The sequence below is a fragment of the Acinetobacter zhairuonensis genome (assembly GCF_022601715.1).
GTDB lineage: Bacteria > Pseudomonadota > Gammaproteobacteria > Pseudomonadales > Moraxellaceae > Acinetobacter.
Genome location: NZ_JAKVIM010000010.1, coordinates 31,571 through 52,642, shown reverse-complemented (window position 1 = coordinate 52,642; position 21,072 = coordinate 31,571). Strand labels below are relative to the sequence as shown.

Sequence of the window (21,072 nt, the reverse complement as noted above, 5' to 3'; positions counted from 1 at the left end):
TTTTAATCTCCCTAAATCCCTCTTTTAAAAGAGGGACTTTCCTCCCTTTGTAAAGAGAGGCTAGGAGGGATTATTACTCAGAAATGATTTTTGCAGATTCAATGACAACATTTTCTAAAGGAACGTCAGCGTGGTAACCACGGTTACCAGTACGAACGCCTTTAATTGCTTCTACAACATCCATACCTTCAGATACTTTACCAAATACTGCATAGCCCCAACCTTGTGCTGTTTTACCAGTGTGGTTAAGGAAAGAGTTGTTTTTCACGTTAATGAAGAATTGTGCAGATGCAGAGTGTGGAGCTTGAGTACGCGCCATTGCGATGGTACCCACATCGTTGCTTAAACCGTTGTCTGCTTCGTTCTCAATTGAGTCACGAGTTGCTTTTTCTTTGAAGTTTTCATCCATGCCGCCGCCTTGGATCATGAAGCCATCAATCACGCGGTGGAAAATTACGCCATCATAGAAACCGTCACGAACATATTCTAAAAAGTTAGCAACTGTTTTAGGTGCTTTTTCAGCGTTAAGCTCAAGAACAATACGACCTTTATTGGTGTTTAATTCGACTTGAGGAAAACTCATTGTGTAATCTCCTTAACATGGACATAAAAGCCATGGGTTTTTGGTTGAGAGAAGCATAAGCAAACTGTAAACTACAAGGCAAGTAAAAACGTACATTTCTTTGTTAAAAATACTGAAATTGCGTTTAAAATATCCTGTTTTTTATTTTTAGAAGTGATCTATCTACTATGAAGCCAAATGATGTTGTTGCATCTCTGCCGAATAACCCGACACCAAGTAATCATGCCTCTGTCGATGCTGCGCAGCAAGAACAACAGCCTGGCTTGGATTTTGTACGACAAGTCATTACGGATGATTTAGCATCAGGACGTACGCAAACGGTAGTAACGCGTTTCCCGCCAGAGCCGAATGGTTATTTACATATTGGCCATGTCAAAGCAATTTGCTTGAATTTTGGTGTTGCAGAAGAATTTGATGGTTATTGTAATCTGCGTTTTGACGATACCAACCCAGATGCCGAAGAGCAAGAATATGTAGATGGTATTGCTAACGATGTGAAATGGTTAGGCTTTAACTGGAAAGATGAACCACGTTATGCATCAGGCTATTTCGACCAATTGTATGCATGGGCAGTACAGTTGATTGAACAAGGTGATGCTTATGTCGATTTGCAGTCACCAGAAGAAATTAAATTAAACCGTGGTAACTTTGTTGAACCGGGGAAAAACTCACCTTACCGTGATGCCACTGTTGCTGAAAACCTAGAACGCTTTGAAAAAATGCGTAATGGTGAAACCAAAGAAGGCGAAGCGGTGTTGCGTGCCAAAATTGACATGGCGTCTCCAAATGTACACATGCGTGATCCAATTCTTTACCGTGTTTTACATTCTGAACACCATCAAACAGGTGACAAGTGGAAAATGTATCCAATGTATGACTATGCTCATCCATTGTCTGATGCAATTGAAGGCATTACGCACTCATTATGTACTTTGGAATTCCAAGATCACCGTCCATTCTATGATTGGGTGATTGAGAAAGTTCATTCGGTAGCTGTTCCGCGTCAGTACGAATCTAGTCGTTTAAATATTGACTACACCATTACTTCAAAACGTAAATTACGTAAATTGGTTGAAGGTGGTTTTGTCAATGGATGGGATGACCCACGTATGCCAACGGTTGTAGGTATGCGCCGTCGTGGTTTTACACCTGAAGGTTTGCGCGATTTCTGTAAGCGTGTGGGCGTGTCTAAGACTGATGGTATTGTTGATGTCGCAATGCTTGAGTTCTGTATCCGTCAATCGCTTGAAAATGCGGCTGGTCGTGGTATGGCTGTCTTGAATCCACTGAAAGTGACTTTAACTAACTTACCAGAAGCATTGGACTTGGTGCATGCGCGTCATCCAAACGTAGATATGGGTGAGCGTGTTATTCCGTTAACGTCTGAAATCTATATTGACCGTAAAGATTTTGAAGAAATCCCGCCAAAAGGCTTCAAGCGTTTAGTACCAGAAGGTGAAGTGCGTTTACGTCATGCTTATGTGATCAAGTGTGATGAAATCATTAAGGATGAAAACGGTGAAGTGGTTGAGCTGAAATGTTCGATCGATCCAGAAACTTTAGGTAAAAACCCTGAAGGTCGTAAAGTGAAAGGCGTGATTCATTGGGTGTCTGCAAGTAAAGGTATTCCTGCGGAAGTGCGTATCTATGACCGTTTATTTACTGAAGCTGCACCTGATGCAACCGATGATTTCTTAGCGAATTTAAATCCAGACTCTTTGCAGGTTGTGCAAGCCGTGATTGAACCGGCTTTGGCGCAAGCAGAACCTGAACAACGTTTCCAATTTGAACGTGAAGGTTATTTTGTGGCAGATCGTTATGATCATACGACAGAGAAACCTGTGTTTAACCGTATTTTAGATTTAAAAGACAGTTTTAAACCAGGCAAATAAAAACCTGATTTGAAATATAAAAGCCCCTGAACGCTAAGTTGAGGGGCTTTTTTAATCTCTACTGTTTCTTGAAAAAAATATTTAAAAATGCGATCGAATATTATGGAGGGTTAGAAATCAGCAAAATAGAAATCTATAGTGCACTAACTTAACGATTTTTATGTTCCTGATCTTTGAAGAACAAATAGGTTTGTCTCTGCATTTTAGCCTTATCGCGTAATTTCTTTTTGATATACAGGGCGAGTGCAAAGCAGGTGGTGGTAATGGTGAGCAACATTCCATTCATATAACTCATAATTGAGCTGACATAGCCAATGGTAGTTAAGCGGTTCATCATGCGTACTACTTGTGGGCTACTTTCTATGCCTGTAATTGCCCAAGTACACAGATGTTCACAATTGTTAATAATCAAATGATAGTTGTTTTCTTTCATGCGTGAACGCATACGGCGTACGACTTTAGGTCCAGAATATTTGGGATGTTGATATTCAACCACATCAATTTTTTTGCCATGGCAGAATTCATTTAGCGTCGTGATCTCTATCGGTCTTTTTTTAAAGAGGTGGGCAAAGCCTGAATAATGGATCACACGACCACGCCCGATATATATCCCATGATGAGAGTAGGCGAAGTGTTTTACAACTAGATGTGCTCCAACCGGAAATCGTTTTTTCTGAAGTGGCATTGCTATGCTAAAGGAATAAAACTACAGGCCTATAGTAGCATGTAGTATTCGCAAAATTATGGAGATAGACGAGTAGTTGCGTGCGAATGCTACAAAAAGCAATAAAATAGGAGATAAGTGATTAACGTATAGTAATTCACATGGATAGAAGATTAAGGCGAGTGCTACAACTGATCTTTATACTGATAGGTAGCCTAATGTCCGTGCATTTATTGGCTCAAGTCACAAGCTATACACGGCAGTATCATGATCTGAAGTACACCGTAGTCGAGGTTTATGATTTAACCAAGCTTCGTTTATTGCTAAACAAGCAAGGGAATCAAGCAGCTCTGAATTATTTCAGCCAAATCCCGCCTCAATTAAAAGCTTGTGAGCAGATGGCATTTGCAATGAATGCGGGTATGTTTCACTACACTTACCATCCTGTAGGCTTATATATTGAAAAGAGAAAAAAGCTATTTCCATTGAATCGACATCGTGGTTGGGGAAATTTCTATTTACAACCGAATGGGGTATTGGTTTGGAATGCTAAACAGGCAGTCATTTTAAGCACTTCTCAATATGCGAAACGCAAATTCAAAGCGGATTATGCAACTCAGTCTGGACCAATGTTAGTGTCCAATCGGAAAATAAATCCCATTTTCATGGCAGAAAGTAGATCACAAAAAATACGTAACGCCGTGGGAATAAAAGATCAGGTGCTATTTTTTGTCATTACTGAGCAAGCGGTAAACTTTTATACCTTGGCAAGTTTTATGCAGGCGGATTTAGGCGTAGAACAGGCTTTATATTTGGATGGCTCGATTTCTGCTGTTTATCTGGCGGAGCAGGCTATAAATACTCAGAGTAGTCCTTTTGGACCGATGCTGGCGTATATAGAAGATCAGAGTTGTGATTAAGAACAAAAATGATGGACAATAAAAAAGCACTGGTCATCCCAATGCTTCTTAAAGTCGAAATCTGCATCACTGTAATGGTGAGCGGGTGATTTCGTTCAGCTCTTTGCGGCTGTAACCTCGAGAGGCTAAAACACGTTTAATACCAATAATGACATCGTCATCTGTGGCTTGAGCAAGAGCCTTTAACAGTTGTTCATCTGTTTTGCATGAGCAATCGTTCTCGACACACGCGATTTGATTTTTATGCTCATTCAACTGCTGCGGTGCAGCAAACAATTTTTGCCAAAAACTCATAGAGCCTTCATTCATGAATAACATAGAACGAAATATAGCCAATTCTGTGAATAATGCAAGACATCATGAGTGATAAAAGCAGCAGTTAAACACGCAAAATTTCAATCATAAAGGGCTAAATTAACGGATTTATGACAAGGATGAAATTGAGGTGAAATTAAATGCTTTATTTTAAATAAAAATCCTCAAGTTATTGTTTTAAATAGCTTGAGGATAAATTTCAAACGATTAAATAAATCTTACAATTTTTCCAGTAACACACCAGATTCAACATGATGGGTATATGGGAATTGATCGAACAAGGCAAAACGAGTGACTTTATGGGTTTGCGTAAGCAGCTTCAAATTATCATGTAAGGTATCTGGATTACATGAAATATAGATGATGCGTTCAAAGCGTTGTAATAGTTTCAGTGTTTCATCATCAATACCCGCACGTGGTGGGTCGACAAATACGGTATCAAAATCATAACTGCTGATTTCAATCTGTGCTTCTTGTAAGCGTCTAAATTCTCGTTCGCCATTATAGGCTTGAGTAAACTCTTCTGCTGAAAGTCGAGCCACTTGAATATTATCAATATGATTTTGTTCGATATTCCATTGCGCTGCATAGACAGAAGATTTCGCTAATTCTGTCGCCAATACGCGATTGAAACGCGTAGATAGTGGCAAGGTAAAGTTACCATTGCCGCAATAAAGTTCTAATAAGTCTTTAGAAGATTGCTCAGCTGCATCACATGCCCATTCCAGCATCTTTTGGCAGACTTGAGCATTTGGCTGGGTAAAGCTGCTTTCAATTTGTTTATATTGATATTTGCGCTCAAAAACTTGGAGTTCTTCAACCACAAATTCATCAGACAGCACAACTTTTTGACCACGGCTACGACCAATAATTTTAATTTTGAGTTTTTCAGCCAGGTGTTTAGCTAATGTTTGCCATTGTTCGTCAAGTGGGCAGCGATAAATCAGTGAAACCAGCACTTCACCTTTTAGCGTTGCTAAGAAATGCACTTCAAATAAGCGTTTCGATAAAGCTTCGTCACTTTTCAGTTCGGCCAAGAGTACAGGCATGAGTTGATTAATGCTGGCATCAGCAATAGGGAACTCATCAATACGAATCACTTGTTTTTGTTGTTGTTCATTGCGTTCGAACATGGCATAGAACATATCGTCATCAGTATGCCAAATACGAAATTCTGCACGCATACGAAAATGTTGTTCTGGTGATGCGAACACCGCAAGAGATGGGGGATTGAATTCGGCAAATTGCGCAGAAATACGTTCAACTTTGGCATCAAGTTGTTGCTGATAAGATGAAGTCATATGCAGTCAAAAATTATATAACGTAGAAAACAGGGATGGTAACAAAGTTTACTGAAGAAGACTAAACGAATTCAGCAACTCTGTATGAAAATCTAAAGAACTGGCTAACAGTTAGAAGAATCCAGAGAAAATATGCTTCTCTTAAATAAAAAGAAACCAAGCCATTAGACCAGTAATGGCTTGGTAAGGGAAATATATGCCCCTAACAGGATGCTTTAAACCTTAGTTCAAGGTCATTAAGCTGGCATTACCACCTGCAGCAGCAGTGTTAATACTGATTGCACGTTCAATCACAAGACGCTCAACAGGAATTTCTTGTTCAGCAGGCTGTAAGTGAGTAATACCGACAATCGCGCCTGGACGCTGTGCGATAGTATTCTGCAATTCAAGTACTTGAGTTGTTGTACCGTGGTGCAGAATCGCATCAAAATCACCAGTCGCAATGCTTTGGATCACTTTGAATTGCTCAGCAACGACTTTAGGCATAGTCGACATGTGTTTCAATGCAAATACATTGTCAGCAAGTACAGCTGCTTTACTACCTACAGCAAAAATTGCATTCAATTGAACCAATTGGTCTTGTTCTTGCTCTGCAAGAGACAATACGCAGTGACGTGCAACAATTGTATATTGGTTGCTTTCACCTGTAGGACCATTTAATTCATACACTTGACCAGAAGCAAGCGCAGGAACTTGAGGCAATTTCACTTGTGGGAACTGTTTTTTCACCCAAGCGCTGAACTGTTCGTACACTTCATTTTTTGGAGCAGCTTGTAATACTTTACCTGTCGCAAATGGCGTGCTTAATTGTTTTGCACTGCATTCTTGCATTAAACGGTAAAGGTATAACGGACCACCCGCTTTAGGACCAGTACCAGACAAGCCTTCACCACCGAAAGGTTGTACGCCAACAACAGCACCAACGATGTTGCGGTTGATATACAAGTTACCGACTTCAGATGTGCTAATGACAGTGTTGATAGTGTCATCAATACGTGTATGTAGACCCATAGTTAAGCCGTAGCCTTTAGCGTTGATTTGATCCACTACAGCTTTCACATTACCTTGTGGGTAACGAATTACGTGTAATACAGGACCAAACACTTCACGTTCAAGGTCGTTTAAGTTTGGCAATTCAATCAACGTTGGTGGAATGAATGTACCTTGAGTCAAGCTCGCATCAGCAGAGTCATTGTGCATGAATTGGTGAACCGCATAACCTTTACCGCGCATTTTTTGAATGTGGTTTTGGATGTTGGTTTGTGCTTCCAAATCAATTACAGGACCAATGTCAGTTTTTAACAATGCAGGATTACCGACATTGAGCTGTTGCATCGCGCCTTTCAACATGCGAATTACGCTTTCAGCATTGTCTTCTTGTACACAAAGGATACGAAGAGCAGAACAACGTTGACCAGCACTGTCATAAGCCGAGTTCACAACATCTAGAATAACTTGTTCAGTTAATGCAGATGAATCGACGATCATGGCATTTTGACCACCAGTTTCCGCAATTAACGGAATCGGTTGACCATTGGTGCCTAAGCGTTTAGCTACAGTTTTCTGAAGAATTTTCGCAACTTCAGTAGAACCCGTGAACATGATGCCTTGAATACGTGGGTCAGCACTTAATTGCGCGCCAACAGTTTCACCACGACCAGGAATTAACTGTACAACAGCTTCTGGTACACCAGCTTCCCAAAGCATTTGAATCGCTAAAGATGCAATAAGTGGCGTTTGTTCAGCTGGTTTTGCAATAACCGTGTTACCCGCAACAAGCGCAGCAGAAATCTGACCACTGAAGATTGCCAATGGGAAGTTCCATGGGCTAATACACAATACTGTACCTAAAGACTCAATTTGAGCATTAGTCGCTAAGTTTGCGCATTGTGCAGCGTAGTAACGTAAGAAATCTACAGCTTCACGGACTTCAGCAATCGCATTGGCATACGTTTTACCACTTTCACGGCATAACAACACCATCAACTCTTGGATACGGCTTTCCATAATGTCGGCAGCACGGTTTAAACATGCAGCACGTTCATTTTTCGGTGTATTTACCCAAGCTGCTTGTGCATTTGCAGCATTTGTTAATGCTAGGTTTACGTGTTCAGCGGAAGCTTCTTTAACAGAACCAACTTTGTCGCTATGTACAGCAGGGTTGATTACAGCAACTTCAGCTGCAGCAGTAATTTCAGCTAAACCAGGACCCATTGATTCAGCAGCCCATTGTTGCGACATCAGGCTTTGAACTTTTTTGTCCAAACTTAATAATTCGCTATCATTCGCTAAATCTACGCCAGAAGAATTTTGACGTAATGCGCCATATAAATTCTGTGGTAATGGAATAGCAGGGTGTTTTAAACCAACCGCTTTTTCTTGTTTCGCAGAAGTTAAGATTGATTCACGCGGGTTTTCGATCAGGTCTTGAATCTTCAAGCTCTTGTCCGCAATACGGTTTACAAATGATGTGTTTGCACCATTTTCAAGTAAACGACGGACTAAGTATGCCAATAAAGTTTCATGCGTACCTACTGGTGCATAAATACGGCAAGGGATATCCAATTTATTTTCAGATTTTGGACCAACCACTTGTTCGTATAAAGGTTCACCCATGCCGTGTAAGCATTGGAATTCGTATTGACCAACGTAATATTTCGCAGGATCTGCCAATTCGTAAATTGTCGCTACAGTTTGAGCATTATGTGTCGCAAACTGAGGGTAAATTTGCTCTGGTGCAGCCAATAATTTTCGTGCACATGCGATATAAGACAAGTCTGTATGTACTTTACGAGTAAATACAGGGTAGTCCGTCATACCTTCAATTTGTGCTTTCTTGATTTCGCTATCCCAGTATGCACCTTTCACCAAACGGATCATCAGACGCTTGTTACTGCGTTTCGCGAGATCAACAATATAATCTACAACGTAGAAACAACGTTTTTGGTACGCTTGAATAACAAAGCCGATACCTTTCCAATCAGCCAATTCAGGCTCAAAGCAAAGACGCTCTAAAAGCTCTAGAGAAAGTTCTAAACGCTCAGATTCTTCAGCATCGATGTTTAAACCAATGTTATAGCCTTTTGCCAAACGCGCTAATTCAAGAACTTTGGTATAAAGTTCGTTGTGTACACGTTCAGTTTGAGAACGTTGGTAACGCGGGTGTAACGCAGAAAGCTTGATAGAGATACCAGGACCGCTATAAACGTCTTTATCTTTAGATGCTTGACCAATCGCATGAATCGCATTGGTGTAATCATCATAATAACGTTCAGCATCGTGATCGGTTAACGCTGCTTCACCTAACATATCGTATGAATAACGGAAACCTTTATCTTCAAGACGTTCAGCATTGCTTAACGCTTCTTTAATGGTTTCACCAGTAACGAACTGTTCACCCATCATACGCATTGCAACGTCAACGGCTTTACGGATGATGCCACGACCACTACGAGCAATTAAGCCAGTAAGCATACTAGACAGGCTAGCTTGCTTAGGTGTATCCATGAGCATACCTGTTAACATTAAGCCCCACGCAGCGGCATTAACGAACATCAGGTTGCTTTGGCCAACGTGGTCTTTCCAGTTACCTTGGTTAATTTTGTCACGGATGAGTAAATCACGTGTGGCAGTATCAGGAATACGTAATAACGCTTCAGCAAGGCACATGAGCGCAATACCTTCTTGAGAAGATAAAGAGAATTCTTGTAATAGGCCTTGTACGATACCTGCTTTACCTGCAGAACTTTTACGCTCACGTAAAGTATGTGCAAGGTTAAATGCTAGATCTTGAATACGTGTATTCAATTCATCTGAAATTTTGCTATGCTCAAGTAGATTTTCAACACATTCTGATTCGGCACGGCGCCAAGCGGTGTTGATCTCTGTTTCGTAAGCGGTCTTTTCTTTGAAAAGTGTAATATAGTCTTGATGAGGTTTGTTTTCATCAATAGAGGAGATGATCGTATTCATGCCAACTTCCTGTGACTGAAAAGATTGAGTTAAGCAAATTGCCGTATATAATTAATCATCACAGAAATAAACCCGAATAACTCACTATACTTTCCCTTATTTTTAGAGATTAATTCAGATGTCTAGCCAAATTTTATCGCTTGATCGAACGGATATTAAAATTTTAGATATTCTGCAGAACGATGGACGAATATCGAATATTAAATTGGCTGAAGAGGTGAATCTATCTCCTACGGCTGTGCTTGCAAGGGTACAGAAGCTAAGCAAAGATGGATTTATTCTTGGTTACGAAGCCAAATTGAATGCAGCGATGCTGAATTCAAATTTTGTGGTCTTTGTAGAGATTTTACTCGATAAAACGACGCCAAATGTATTAGATGAGTTCTGCGAAGCGGTTATGCAGTATCCAGAAATTGTCGAATGTCATATGACCAGTGGTGGTTTTGATTTTGTTGTGAAGATTCGCTGCGCCAACATGGAAGAGTTTCGTAAAATTTCGGGGCAGGTACTGTGGCAGTTACCAGGTATTAAAGAAACCCGAAGCTATCCGGTGATGGAAGTCATCAAAGAAAGCGCTAAGCTCAATCTAAAAATTAAGAAGAGCAGATAAGAATAAAGGGGCATAAGCCCCTTTATTCATTTGCTGTATTGAAGATCAATTATTTGTTCTTCATTTCAGCCATTTCACTCTTGTAGAAAGCATCAGCTTTTTCAAAACGCTCTACTACATCTTTCTCTGGTTCTTTGCCAAGTAAGCTCACCACGATAATGCTGATGAATGACAAGATGAAGCCAGGGATGATTTCGTACACACCAGTGTGGCCCAAGAGGTTTTTCCATGCGATTACAGTTACTGCACCGACAAGAATACCTACGATTGCACCGTTGAGTGTCATACGCTTCCAGAACAAAGATAAGATAATCAATGGGCCAAATGCAGCACCAAAACCAGCCCAAGCATATGCAACTAAGCCTAATACTTTACTGTCTGGGTTTTGAGCAATCGTAATTGCAAGAATAGCAATAGACACAACCATCAAACGACCGATCCAAACCAACTCGTTTTGAGATGCATTTTTACGGATGAATGATTTATACAAATCTTCAGTAAGCGTGCTTGAACATACCAAAAGCTGGCAGCTTAAAGTACTCATGACCGCTGAAAGAATTGCAGCAAGAATGATACCTGCTACCCATGGGTTAAATAAGATCTTATTTAATTCCATGAAAATAGTTTCAGGGTTTTGAGTTACAGCAGCTGCAAATTCTGGATGTTGCTGGAAGTAAGCAATACCGACAAAGCCCGTAGCAACCGCACCGCCAAGACATAAAATCATCCAAGCCATACCGATGCGGCGTGCAGCAGGGATAGTTCTTACCGAATCAGCCGCCATGAAGCGAACTAAAATGTGTGGTTGACCAAAATAGCCTAAGCCCCATGCCATTGACGATAAAATAGCAACAGTACTTAAACCTTCCAGCATACTCGCTGCTTGTGGGCGAGCGGCTTCAAGCAAAACACCAAATTGTTGACTATGATCATCAATTGCAAGGTAAGCAATTACTGGCATTAACAATAAGGCAAAAATCATTAAGCCTGCTTGGAATGTGTCAGTCCAACTTACTGCAAGGAAGCCACCAATACATACATAAGAAATTGTTGCGAGAGCACCAATCCAAAGAGCTGTAGAGTAGTCCCATCCGAACAAGCTTTCGAATAAACGAGCGCCAGCAACCATGCCTGATGCACAGTAGATAGCAAAGAAGATCAGAATAACGAATGCTGAAATAATTCGTAAAATACGTTTTTTATCGCCAAAACGACCAGTGAAATAATCTGGTAATGTAAGTGCGTTATTTTGGAATTCAGTATGAACGCGTAAACGTCCTGCAACTAAAAGCCAGTTTAACCACGCGCCGATAATTAGACCAATGGCAATCCATGCTTCAGAGAGACCAGAGAGATAAATTGCTCCTGGTAAACCCATTAGCAACCAGCCACTCATATCAGATGCACCTGCTGAAAGAGCAGTTACAACGCTTCCAAGACTACGTCCACCCAAAATGTAGTCAGAGAAATCTGAAGTTGCCTTATAGGCATATAGGCCAATACCGACCATTGCGATAATGTAAAAAATAAAGGTGATTAATGTAGGGTTCACTTGACTCATATGCCCATCCTTTGTCCTAAAACCATCTATCCATTTGTCCGAGATGATTTTTTGAGCTGCAATAGCGAGGAGCTGATTCAAACATAAAAGCAAAATTACTTACTGTTACATTTCTAGGGTGTTTGTAGTCATCTTGTGTAGCGAAATGTAATTTTGTTTACAAAACTAAAAATGACAAAAGAATCTAGTCAGTTTAAGTGATGTGCTTAGTTTGTTTGAATATTTCCATTTATAATGTGAACTTTCTATAAATATGAATAAAAAACATCCATTTTTATAGATGATTTTGAAATCCTAAAACCATATTTACATAACTTAACAATTAGAAGTCTAGTTAAATATAAATAAATTCATATATTTCAGTTTGATATGGTTGGGTGGTCTCCTGATCAAAATATTGTTTTGAAAGTCAGTCCAAAATTCACCGTGTTTTATGGATATTAAAGTGCTTATAAGTATTGCTGGATTATTACTCTAAATCTGGCTACCAAAGTCTCAATTCTCCTTTTTTATTGTATTGATGGATCAAGAATATCTCGGAGTGTTGAATATTCTTTCTTAATTATGCGCGTAATTGAAGTAAGTGCTATATACATTTTATGTAAATGACTAAAGTTAGAATAAAAGTTGAGGACACGGATGTTACATAGTGCTAATTACAAGAATCTTTCTGAAAGGTAGATTTCAACAGATGCATAAGTAGATAGGTTTGTTCTAATTACATTATATAATGTAGCTTTAATTCTTTAGGAAAGCGTGCTGATGCTAAATAAGCTTAAAAATGTATTTAAAAGTTCGAAAGCGAAAGAGGAAGAAACTTATTTACAAGAGCATGCAATTCAGTTTGATCCAGAGCAGGGCTATATTGTAGATGGCGTAATCTTAAATCAGGAATTGTCAGCGCGCTTAGAGTATTATTCCAATCGACGCTTAACAAAGTTTGATGATCTGCAAGCACTTTACTATGCCTCCATGCTCATCAATGAAAAAGTAGATTTGGAAATCGCTCAACAGAAATTCGTTGCTCGTTTAGAAAATACAGAAGAAAAGCTTATACAGTTTAAGCGAATTGTGCAAAAGCTGAATGACTACTACCGCAACTTTATTCGTGAGAAATAATTTTTTAACTATATATAGCAATTTATAGAAGGATTATCTGCCTTAGATCGGTAGTAGGGTAAAAGACTTTCCCATATTCATGGTTGAGCAACTGTATAAAAATTTTATTGGCTTTTAGCCTCATGATAAGATTGTAACTAAGTGACTTATCTCTAAAAGCGATCTACATGTTCCAACAAGAAATTGCTCAACTTAATCTGTCTAAATTAAAAGTAGGTGACAAACGCTGGATCGGACAATTACAAGGTTCAGCAGCTGCACTATTATTTAATGAAATCTCAAAACAACATAAACAACTCTTTATACTTGTTGCTCGCAATAGTCAGCATTTAGCTCAATTGGAAAGTGAGCTTGAGTTCTATGGGGTAAAGCCGACTATTTTTCCAGATTGGGAAATTTTGCCTTATGATCGCTTATCTCCTCATCAAGATATTGTCTCAGAGCGATTAGCTATTTTATCCAATATGCCGCAGCAAGGTGTCTTGCTGGTTTCAGCTTCTACGTTGGCACAACGTGTTGCACCAACTTCATGGGTGTTGGGTGAACATTTCGATATTCAGGTCGGACAAAAATTTGATATTGAGAAGCAAAAGCTCCGACTCATTCAAGCAGGCTATCATTTAGTTGATACGGTTTATGATCATGGAGAGTTTGCTGTCCGCGGCAGTATTATGGATATTTTTGCTTCAGGACAAAATGCACCAATACGAATTGATCTTTTTGATGATGAAATTGAAAGCCTAAAATTCTTTGATCCTGAAACTCAGCGCACGACCCAAAACCTAGAGCAATTTAGTGTACTGCCTGCGAAAGAGTTTCCATTAAAAGAAGCACGCTCATTATTCAGAGATCGATATGCAGAAAGCTTTCCAACTGCAAATCCGAAAAAGAATCCAATTTATCAAGATGTATTAGAAGGGATTGCTTCGCCAGGAATTGAATTCTATCTGCCGTTATTTTTTGATAAAGCACTGATGCAGAATCAAAGTACCTTAATGGCGTACTTACCACAGAATGGCATTGTCATTACAGATAATGGTCTAGATGAAGGATTGGCACACTTCTGGAAGGAAGTAATTCGTCGTTACGAAGATCGTCGACATAATGTAGATCATCCCATTTTACCACCAGACGAGTTATTTCTGGCGCCAAACCTCGTATTGGAACAGCTTAATAAATTTGCGCGCATCATTGCCTCTTCAGAAACAGTCGAAGATCGTGCAGGCGCAATTAATTTAGATACCGAAATACCACCGCGTTTGGCAGTTGACCCAAAACAGGAAAAACCATTTCATGCGGTTAAGCAGTATTTGGATGCAGTCAATCATCCAGTATTGTTGGTTGCTGAAAGTGCAGGTCGACGTGAAACCTTAAAAGATGCTTTACGCCCATTTTTAGGGGATATTCCAAATGTAGAAAGCTTTGCGGATTTTCAGCAGTCTTTACAGGCAATTGCCATTACCAATGCACCACTGGATCGTGGCTTAGTCATACGTGGTCAACTGAGTGTCATTTCTGAAAATCAGCTGTATGAACATCGTGTAGTACAGCGACGTCGTAAGCGTCAGCAAGAAGTTTCAGAAGAATTTCTGATTAAGAGTTTGACTGAACTGAGTATTGGTGCGCCAGTAGTACATATTGATTACGGTGTAGGGCGATATGCCGGCTTAATTACCCTTAGTATTGATGACCAAGAGCATGAGTTCTTGCAACTGGATTATGCAGATGCCGCCAAAGTTTATGTACCCGTGACAAATCTGCATTTGATTAGCAGATACAGTGGTGGTGATCCTGATCTCGCGCCATTACATAAACTTGGTACGGATGCTTGGAATAAAGCCAAACGTAAGGTTTTAGAGCAAATACATGATGTCGCTGCAGAATTATTGCACATACAAGCACGACGCCAATCTAAACCGGGTATTAGTTTTGAATTAGACCACAGCTTGTATATGCAGTTCGTAAGTGGTTTTGCTTATGAAGAAACGCTTGATCAAGCCAATGCGATTGAAGCCACTTTGCATGATATGCAATTGGCGAAACCAATGGATCGCCTAGTTTGTGGTGATGTGGGCTTTGGTAAAACCGAAGTGGCAATGCGTGCAGCCTTTGTTGCAGTACAAAATAACAAGCAAGTCGCAGTCTTGGTTCCAACCACATTATTGGCTCAACAACACTATGAATCATTCAAAGACCGTTTTGCTGATTGGCCAGTCCGAATCGAAGTATTGTCTCGCTTTGGTTCAAGTAAAACTCATCTTAAAACCCTAGAAGATTTGGCTGATGGTAAAGTCGATATAGTGGTCGGGACGCATAAGATTCTGCAAGAAAACGTGCAATTTAAAAACCTAGGTTTGATGATTGTGGATGAGGAGCATCGTTTTGGGGTGCGAGATAAAGAACGTATTAAAGCGATGCGCGCAGATGTCGATATGCTGACACTGACTGCAACACCAATTCCGCGAACCCTGAATATGGCGTTTAGTGGGATGCGTGATCTTTCTATTATCGCTACGCCACCAGCGCGTCGTTTGGCTGTGAAAACCTTTGTTCAAGAACATACTTCAGAGTCGATCAAAGAGGCGATACTGCGTGAGTTATTACGTGGTGGGCAAGTTTACTTCCTGCATAATGAAGTGGAATCTATTGAACGCGCCGCTGAGAGTTTGCGTGAGCTGGTTCCTGAGGCGCGTGTTGCTGTTGCACATGGACAAATGCGTGAGCGTGAACTAGAGCAAGTCATGCAGCAGTTCTATCATAAAGAATATAATGTTTTAGTTTGCTCGACCATTATTGAAACGGGGATTGATGTCCCGAATGCCAATACCATTCTAATTGAACGTGCCGATAAACTTGGTTTAGCGCAGCTTCATCAATTGCGTGGGCGTGTCGGACGCTCTCATCATCAAGCGTATGCGTATTTATTAGTGCCTTCACTGAAAGGTTTGAAAGGTGATGCAGAAAAACGTCTAGATGCAATTCAGCGGGCTGCAACTTTAGGTGCGGGTTTCATGTTGGCGACCGAAGATTTAGAAATTCGGGGAGCTGGTGAATTGTTGGGTGAACAGCAAAGTGGCTCCATGCAAGCGATTGGTTATAGCTTATATATGGAAATGCTAGAAAAGGCGACCAAGGCCATTCAAAAAGGTAAAACACCTAATTTTGATGCGCCATTGTCATTAACGGCTGAAATCAACTTGCATATGCCAGCATTAATTCCCGATGAATATTTGGGAGATGTACATCAGCGTCTTATGTTCTATAAACGTATTAGTAATACAGATACCCAAGAAAAATTGGACAATATCCGCATGGAATTGATTGATCGATTTGGTATTCCTCCACAGCCAGTGAAGCAGCTATTTGCGGTACATCAGTTGCGACTTAAAGCAGAGCTGTTAGGTATTACTAAAATTGATATTAATACTAATGGTGGTCATATCGAATTCTCACAAGATACACCTGTCCAAGCCATGAGCATCATCAATATGATGCAAAAGCATCCAACCTTTTTCCGTATGGAAGGAGGGCAGCGGTTGAAAGTCATGGTAATGCTGGATGATTTTCAAAAAAGAATACAATTTATCAATGATTTACTGGAAAGTTTGATTAAAGAGTTGAATTAGGTCGGTAAAGTTACTTCTTTGGCTTGACTTTCTAAAAGTTAGATTGGAATGAGAGCCAAAGAAGCAATTGATTTATTTAGAAAAATTATTAAAGTGCTAAATGTGATCGAGTTCAAATCAAATAGTATTTTATTTGTAATGAAACACCTTTTAGAGAATACTCAGCTCTAGTTTGATGTGATAGTATTAACCATCATTCTAATTTTGCATCATTTATAAAGATATGTTTAGTTTGCATCCACAACTTGCTCAAGATACGTTTTTTGTAGGCGATTTTCCGCTTTCTACATGTCGTTTAATGAATGATATGCAGTTTCCTTGGCTCATTCTTATTCCGCGTGTTCCAGGTGTGACTGAATTATATGAATTAAGTCAGGCGGATCAGGAACAGTTTTTGCGTGAATCAAGTTGGTTGTCTAGCCAGCTGGCGCGTGTATTCCGTGCCGATAAAATGAATGTTGCTGCTCTAGGTAATATGGTACCTCAGTTACATTTTCATCACGTAGTGCGTTACCAAAACGATGTGGCATGGCCTAAACCAGTTTGGGGCACACCAGCAGTTCCATATACCAATGAAGTTCTTGCGCATATGCGTCAGACATTAATGCTTGCTCTACGTGGTCAAGGGGATATGCCTTTTGACTGGCGCATGGATTAATCCTAGCAAATCATTTGTTTATGGATGAATTGTGATTAGATTCTGGTTCTGGAGTAGGTAGTGCTATCATTAAGCAATTGGATAGATAGGGACCCTAAGCATTTTGAATATCTTCATCGGATGATGGGTTATGCAATGCTATCTCTACTTTTAGTTGTTTATCACTACACATCACCAGAAACCAAATATCAGATTTATGTCCCAATTTTATTCGGATGTGTGGCATTAATTTTGCCAAAGCTCTCGAGTTGGTTGGAGTTTAAGTTTGGCTATCACGCGAAGCGGAATACATTATTTGCAATTGATGTGATTGTCATTGCGGTAATGCTATCTGCCGTTCATTTAAGTCTGGTACTAACTTTTACTGCAATATTTGCAGTGATTTTTTCTTCTATTAATACCAAAGTCTCTTTTTTCTCAGCCATGCTAACTTGCGTGTTTGGGGTTGCAGTTTTTTATTTCAGCAATATTTTCATTTTTGGTTTTGGTGAATATTTTGAACATACCTCAACAGAGCTGACGGTACTTTCATTTTTGTGCTTAATTACCTATTTTGGTGTAGGTATTATTTATCAAAGCCGTCGAATCCGTTATATCCACTCCAAGCGCGAATATTACTATAACCAGATGAACCGCTATATGGAGTTTGCCAACCAACTGAGTCGTTATGCGCCTTTGCAGCTTTGGCAGTCAATCATGAAGGGTGAGTCGGAAGCCAAAATTGAATATAAACGTAAAAAAATGACGGTTTTTTTTTCCGATATTCAAGGTTTTACTGAGCTTTCTGAAACACTAATTCCAGACGATCTCGCTTATTTACTGAATGACTATTTAAGTCATATGACCGAAATTGCCAAGCAATATGAAGGCACGGTTGATAAGTTTATGGGCGATGCCATACTGATTTTCTTTGGTGATCCAAACACGCAGGGTGTCGAGCAGGATGCAAAAACCTGTGTGGAAATGGCAATGGTGATGCGTCAACAAATGAAATTGTTACGTGAACGTTGGATTAAAATGGGTTATCCGCCATTGCATATTCGTATGGGAATTAGTACAGGTTATTGCCACGTTGGAAATTATGGTGCGGCGCATCGAATGGCATATACCATTGTAGGTCGTGATGCTAATTTGGCTGCACGCTTGCAAAGTGCCGCAGCGGTAGATGAAATTTTAATTTCTGATGATACGTATAATTTAATTAAAAGTGATTATCTATGCGCTCCAAAATCTCCAATTTACCTTAAAGGGATTCAGGGACCTGTAAGAACTTGGCAGGTGATGGAAAAATACACTTCTCAGAAAACGGATTATCAACGCTGGTTCGACTATGAATATAAAGGTTTTCATCTATTGTTGAATCTGGATGAAGTGCAGAACTTTGAATACCCAGAACTGATTACAGTATTAGACAAGATGATTAAGCGAATCCAAACTCAACAGAAATTAACCAACTCGCAAGGTATTGTAAAACTTAAACTAGAAGATGAAGTTATTCAGCCAGTTGAAAATACACATACGCATTAAAGTTGAAAATACTTATAAGCTGTTGTTTACAGTTCAGTAGATTTCAGTTGTAAAAAAACCACGCATTGCGTGGTTTTTTATTATTTCAGCTTAGTGGTTTTCTGAAGCATGGTTGATGGTGTATTTCGGAATCTCGATTTCAAGATCTTCATCTACAATTTCAACTTGGCATGAAAGGCGTGAGTCAGGTTCTAGACCCCAAGCACGATCTAATAAATCTGCTTCAACATCATTCATTTCTTCAAGGCTATCAAAACCTTTACGTACAATCACGTGACAAGTCGTACATGCACATGACATATCGCATGCATGTTCGATTTTGATATGGTTTTTCAACAAGCTTTCACATAAGTTTGCATTTTTCTCAACTTCAAACTCAGCACCTTCTGGGCAGAATTGCGCATGTGGAAGTACTTTAATACGTGGCATAATCTTTACCTTAATTAGTTTGAGTTTGACCAATCTTCGAGTTTGGTGCCTTTTAATGCGGCATCAATATGTTGGTTCATACGTAATGCAGCAAAATTATCACTGTGAATTTTAAGCTGTTCTATAGCTTGTTCTATGGCTTTGAGATCATCACCTTGCAACTGAGCTTCAAGATGAGCTTTAGCTGTATTAAGTTGATCCAGCTGATCAGTGCTAAGAAGGCGAGTATCAACTTTCAAGGCTTGAACCAAAGCTTCTAGTTCACGTTGTGCTTCTACTTTGGTTTCTTGTAGATGTCGAAGATTTTTATCTTCTTCGGCAAATTTAAAACCATCAAGTAAAAGTCGTTCGGTATCTGACTCAGATAAACCATAAGATGGTTTGATATCAATTTGAGCATGCACACCAGAAGTCGTTTCTTTGGCAGATACAGTCAATAAGCCATCAGCATCAACTTGGAATGTGACTTCAATGCGTGCCTGACCAGCCGTCATTGGTGGAATGCCATGTAGGACGAAACGACCCAAGCTACGACAATGTTCAACCAAATCACGTTCACCTTGAACCACATGAATCAACATGGCTGTCTGACCATCTTGATAGGTGGTGAATTCTTGGCGGCGTGCAACAGGGATAGCGGTATTACGAGAAATCAGGCGTTCAACCAACCCGCCCATGGTTTCAAGACCAAGAGAAAGTGGAGTCACATCCAGTAGTAATGAACCATCTTTGGAGTTGCCAATCAGTTGGTTTGCGGTAATTGATGCACCAATTGCAACAACTTCATCAGGGTTGATTGTGCACAAAGGCTCTTGGTTAAATACAGATTGAACTGCATTTTTCACAGCATAAGAGCGCGTTGAACCGCCAACCAACACCACATTTTGAATATCATCGAGTTCTAATTTTGCATCTCGCATCACACGTTTACAAACGCTGATGGTTTTATCGAGTGCTACTTGAATGATGGATTCAAAAGTAGGGCGATCCAACTGAATTGATTGATCTAGTAGCTTAAGTTCTACTTCAGTCTGGTCTGATAAAGCTTCTTTTGCCTTACGTGCAGCCACAATAAAGTGTGCGTATTCGGCATCATCTAGATGTTCGATGTTGAGTTGTTTTTTTGCCCACTTCACGATGAGTCGATCAAGGTCATCACCACCAAGAGCAGTATGACCACCTGTGGCTAAAACTTCGAATACACCTTGTGAGAAACGAAGAATAGAAACGTCAAAAGTACCGCCACCTAGATCGTAAATCACATAGTTACGGTCTGTCTCTAAATTAGTCTCTTGGTCTAAACCATAAGCCACGGCTGCTGCTGTTGGTTCATTCAGTAAGCGAAGCACATTTAAACCAGCCAGTTGTGCAGCATCACGTGTCGCCTGGCGTTGAGCTTCATCAAAATATGCTGGTACCGTAATGACTGCGCCATTCACTGGATTTTTTAGACTTTCTTCAGCGCGATCTTTGAGTTGTTTTAAAATTTCTGCAGAGATTTCTACAGGAGTTTTGCGACCTTGAGCTGTTTCAAATGCAGGCATTTGATGATCTTCACCCACAAGTGTGTAGGGGTGTTGGAATTTAATGTCAGCTTTAGAGCGTCCCATGAATCGTTTTACAGAAACAATCGTATTTTTAGGATCAGCTGTAATAAATGGTTTTGCATCATCACCATAATGGGTCTGATTGCTGGTGTAATGAACGATAGAAGGAAGTAACACTTGACCTTGTTCATCGTTAAGAACTTTGGCTTTCCCTGAAAGCACAGTTGCGACTAAAGAGTGGGTTGTGCCTAAGTCAATCCCAATCGCAATACGGTGTTCATGAGGTGCACTTGATTGCCCCGGTTCTGCAATTTGCAAAAGTGCCATGCGTTACATCCTTTGAGCAGC

At 40.0% G+C, this 21,072-nt stretch carries 15 protein-coding genes; 7 read left to right on the top strand and 8 right to left on the bottom strand.

The features are described 5' to 3' along the window. Window positions 1–73: 73 nt before the first annotated feature. Complete coding sequence (locus MKI85_RS09540) at window positions 74–583, bottom strand: peptidylprolyl isomerase (protein ID WP_241627202.1); 510 nt, start codon at window positions 581–583, stop codon at window positions 74–76. Window positions 584–750: 167 nt separating this feature from the next. On the opposite strand from MKI85_RS09540, the gene MKI85_RS09535 reads away from it, so the two are divergent. Further along, window positions 751–2,475, top strand: a complete 1,725-nt coding sequence (locus MKI85_RS09535) for a glutamine--tRNA ligase/YqeY domain fusion protein (RefSeq protein WP_241627200.1) — start codon at window positions 751–753, stop codon at window positions 2,473–2,475. 148 nt (window positions 2,476–2,623) lie between these two features. On the opposite strand, the gene MKI85_RS09530 is transcribed toward MKI85_RS09535, so the two are convergent. After that, a complete protein-coding gene (locus MKI85_RS09530; protein ID WP_241627198.1) occupies window positions 2,624–3,160 on the bottom strand; it encodes a lecithin retinol acyltransferase family protein in 537 nt (178 codons plus the stop codon). Window positions 3,161–3,357: 197 nt separating this feature from the next. On the opposite strand from MKI85_RS09530, the gene MKI85_RS09525 reads away from it, so the two are divergent. Beyond that, on the top strand, window positions 3,358–4,059 hold the full coding sequence (locus tag MKI85_RS09525) for a phosphodiester glycosidase family protein (protein ID WP_241627195.1): 702 nt from the start codon (window positions 3,358–3,360) through the stop codon (window positions 4,057–4,059). 66 nt (window positions 4,060–4,125) lie between these two features. On the opposite strand, the gene MKI85_RS09520 is transcribed toward MKI85_RS09525, so the two are convergent. The 3 genes from MKI85_RS09520 to putA form a co-directional block, all read right to left on the bottom strand. Then, the gene (locus MKI85_RS09520) at window positions 4,126–4,353 is read right to left on the bottom strand and encodes a hypothetical protein (protein WP_026441170.1); all 228 of its coding nucleotides are present in this window, start codon (window positions 4,351–4,353) and stop codon (window positions 4,126–4,128) included. A gap of 239 nt (window positions 4,354–4,592) precedes the next feature. After that, entirely contained in the window at window positions 4,593–5,675 is a 1,083-nt protein-coding gene (gene trmA / locus MKI85_RS09515; RefSeq protein WP_241627193.1) for a tRNA (uridine(54)-C5)-methyltransferase TrmA, read from the bottom strand. 222 nt (window positions 5,676–5,897) lie between these two features. After that, the gene (putA, locus tag MKI85_RS09510; protein ID WP_241627191.1) at window positions 5,898–9,647 is read right to left on the bottom strand and encodes a trifunctional transcriptional regulator/proline dehydrogenase/L-glutamate gamma-semialdehyde dehydrogenase; all 3,750 of its coding nucleotides are present in this window, start codon (window positions 9,645–9,647) and stop codon (window positions 5,898–5,900) included. Between the two features lie 118 nt (window positions 9,648–9,765). Between putA and MKI85_RS09505 the strand changes: the two genes are divergently transcribed. Beyond that, a complete protein-coding gene (locus tag MKI85_RS09505; protein WP_241627188.1) occupies window positions 9,766–10,257 on the top strand; it encodes an Lrp/AsnC ligand binding domain-containing protein in 492 nt (163 codons plus the stop codon). 49 nt (window positions 10,258–10,306) lie between these two features. Here MKI85_RS09505 and putP read toward each other — a convergent pair whose 3' ends face one another. After that, a complete protein-coding gene (gene putP / locus MKI85_RS09500) occupies window positions 10,307–11,818 on the bottom strand; it encodes a sodium/proline symporter PutP (protein WP_241627186.1) in 1,512 nt (503 codons plus the stop codon). A gap of 762 nt (window positions 11,819–12,580) precedes the next feature. Between putP and MKI85_RS09495 the strand changes: the two genes are divergently transcribed. The 4 genes from MKI85_RS09495 (at window position 12,581) to MKI85_RS09480 (ending at window position 18,748) form a co-directional block, all read left to right on the top strand. Then, window positions 12,581–12,937 carry a hypothetical protein gene (locus tag MKI85_RS09495; RefSeq protein WP_241627184.1) on the top strand — a complete coding sequence of 119 codons (357 nt, stop codon included), beginning with the start codon at window positions 12,581–12,583 and terminating at the stop codon, window positions 12,935–12,937. A 167-nt stretch (window positions 12,938–13,104) separates the two neighbouring features. Then, the gene (mfd, locus tag MKI85_RS09490; RefSeq protein ID WP_241627182.1) at window positions 13,105–16,563 is read left to right on the top strand and encodes a transcription-repair coupling factor; all 3,459 of its coding nucleotides are present in this window, start codon (window positions 13,105–13,107) and stop codon (window positions 16,561–16,563) included. A gap of 223 nt (window positions 16,564–16,786) precedes the next feature. After that, entirely contained in the window at window positions 16,787–17,221 is a 435-nt protein-coding gene (locus tag MKI85_RS09485) for an HIT domain-containing protein (RefSeq protein ID WP_142768650.1), read from the top strand. Window positions 17,222–17,341: 120 nt separating this feature from the next. Then, window positions 17,342–18,748 carry an adenylate/guanylate cyclase domain-containing protein gene (locus tag MKI85_RS09480; RefSeq protein WP_241627180.1) on the top strand — a complete coding sequence of 469 codons (1,407 nt, stop codon included), beginning with the start codon at window positions 17,342–17,344 and terminating at the stop codon, window positions 18,746–18,748. A 90-nt stretch (window positions 18,749–18,838) separates the two neighbouring features. Here MKI85_RS09480 and fdx read toward each other — a convergent pair whose 3' ends face one another. Both fdx and hscA read right to left on the bottom strand, forming a co-directional pair. Next, complete coding sequence (gene fdx, locus MKI85_RS09475; RefSeq protein WP_241627179.1) at window positions 18,839–19,177, bottom strand: ISC system 2Fe-2S type ferredoxin; 339 nt, start codon at window positions 19,175–19,177, stop codon at window positions 18,839–18,841. 14 nt (window positions 19,178–19,191) lie between these two features. Further along, window positions 19,192–21,051, bottom strand: coding sequence for a Fe-S protein assembly chaperone HscA (hscA, locus tag MKI85_RS09470; RefSeq protein ID WP_241627177.1), 1,860 nt, complete (start codon window positions 21,049–21,051; stop codon window positions 19,192–19,194). Window positions 21,052–21,072 lie beyond the last annotated feature (21 nt).

Excerpts from the sequence above, each read along its gene's own strand:
- MKI85_RS09485 (WP_142768650.1), top strand. The coding sequence starts at position 16,787 with ATGTTTAGTTTGCATCCACAACTTGCTCAAGATACGTTTTTTGTAGGC.
- MKI85_RS09535 (WP_241627200.1), top strand. The coding sequence starts at position 751 with ATGAAGCCAAATGATGTTGTTGCATCTCTGCCGAATAACCCGACACCA.
- putP (WP_241627186.1), bottom strand. The coding sequence starts at position 11,818 with ATGAGTCAAGTGAACCCTACATTAATCACCTTTATTTTTTACATTATC.
- mfd (WP_241627182.1), top strand. The coding sequence starts at position 13,105 with ATGTTCCAACAAGAAATTGCTCAACTTAATCTGTCTAAATTAAAAGTA.
- MKI85_RS09495 (WP_241627184.1), top strand. The coding sequence starts at position 12,581 with ATGCTAAATAAGCTTAAAAATGTATTTAAAAGTTCGAAAGCGAAAGAG.
- MKI85_RS09525 (WP_241627195.1), top strand. The coding sequence starts at position 3,358 with ATGTCCGTGCATTTATTGGCTCAAGTCACAAGCTATACACGGCAGTAT.
- MKI85_RS09530 (WP_241627198.1), bottom strand. The coding sequence starts at position 3,160 with ATGCCACTTCAGAAAAAACGATTTCCGGTTGGAGCACATCTAGTTGTA.
- trmA (WP_241627193.1), bottom strand. The coding sequence starts at position 5,675 with ATGACTTCATCTTATCAGCAACAACTTGATGCCAAAGTTGAACGTATT.
- putA (WP_241627191.1), bottom strand. The coding sequence starts at position 9,647 with ATGAATACGATCATCTCCTCTATTGATGAAAACAAACCTCATCAAGAC.
- MKI85_RS09520 (WP_026441170.1), bottom strand. The coding sequence starts at position 4,353 with ATGAGTTTTTGGCAAAAATTGTTTGCTGCACCGCAGCAGTTGAATGAG.
- MKI85_RS09540 (WP_241627202.1), bottom strand. The coding sequence starts at position 583 with ATGAGTTTTCCTCAAGTCGAATTAAACACCAATAAAGGTCGTATTGTT.
- MKI85_RS09505 (WP_241627188.1), top strand. The coding sequence starts at position 9,766 with ATGTCTAGCCAAATTTTATCGCTTGATCGAACGGATATTAAAATTTTA.
- hscA (WP_241627177.1), bottom strand. The coding sequence starts at position 21,051 with ATGGCACTTTTGCAAATTGCAGAACCGGGGCAATCAAGTGCACCTCAT.
- fdx (WP_241627179.1), bottom strand. The coding sequence starts at position 19,177 with ATGCCACGTATTAAAGTACTTCCACATGCGCAATTCTGCCCAGAAGGT.
- MKI85_RS09480 (WP_241627180.1), top strand. The coding sequence starts at position 17,342 with ATGATGGGTTATGCAATGCTATCTCTACTTTTAGTTGTTTATCACTAC.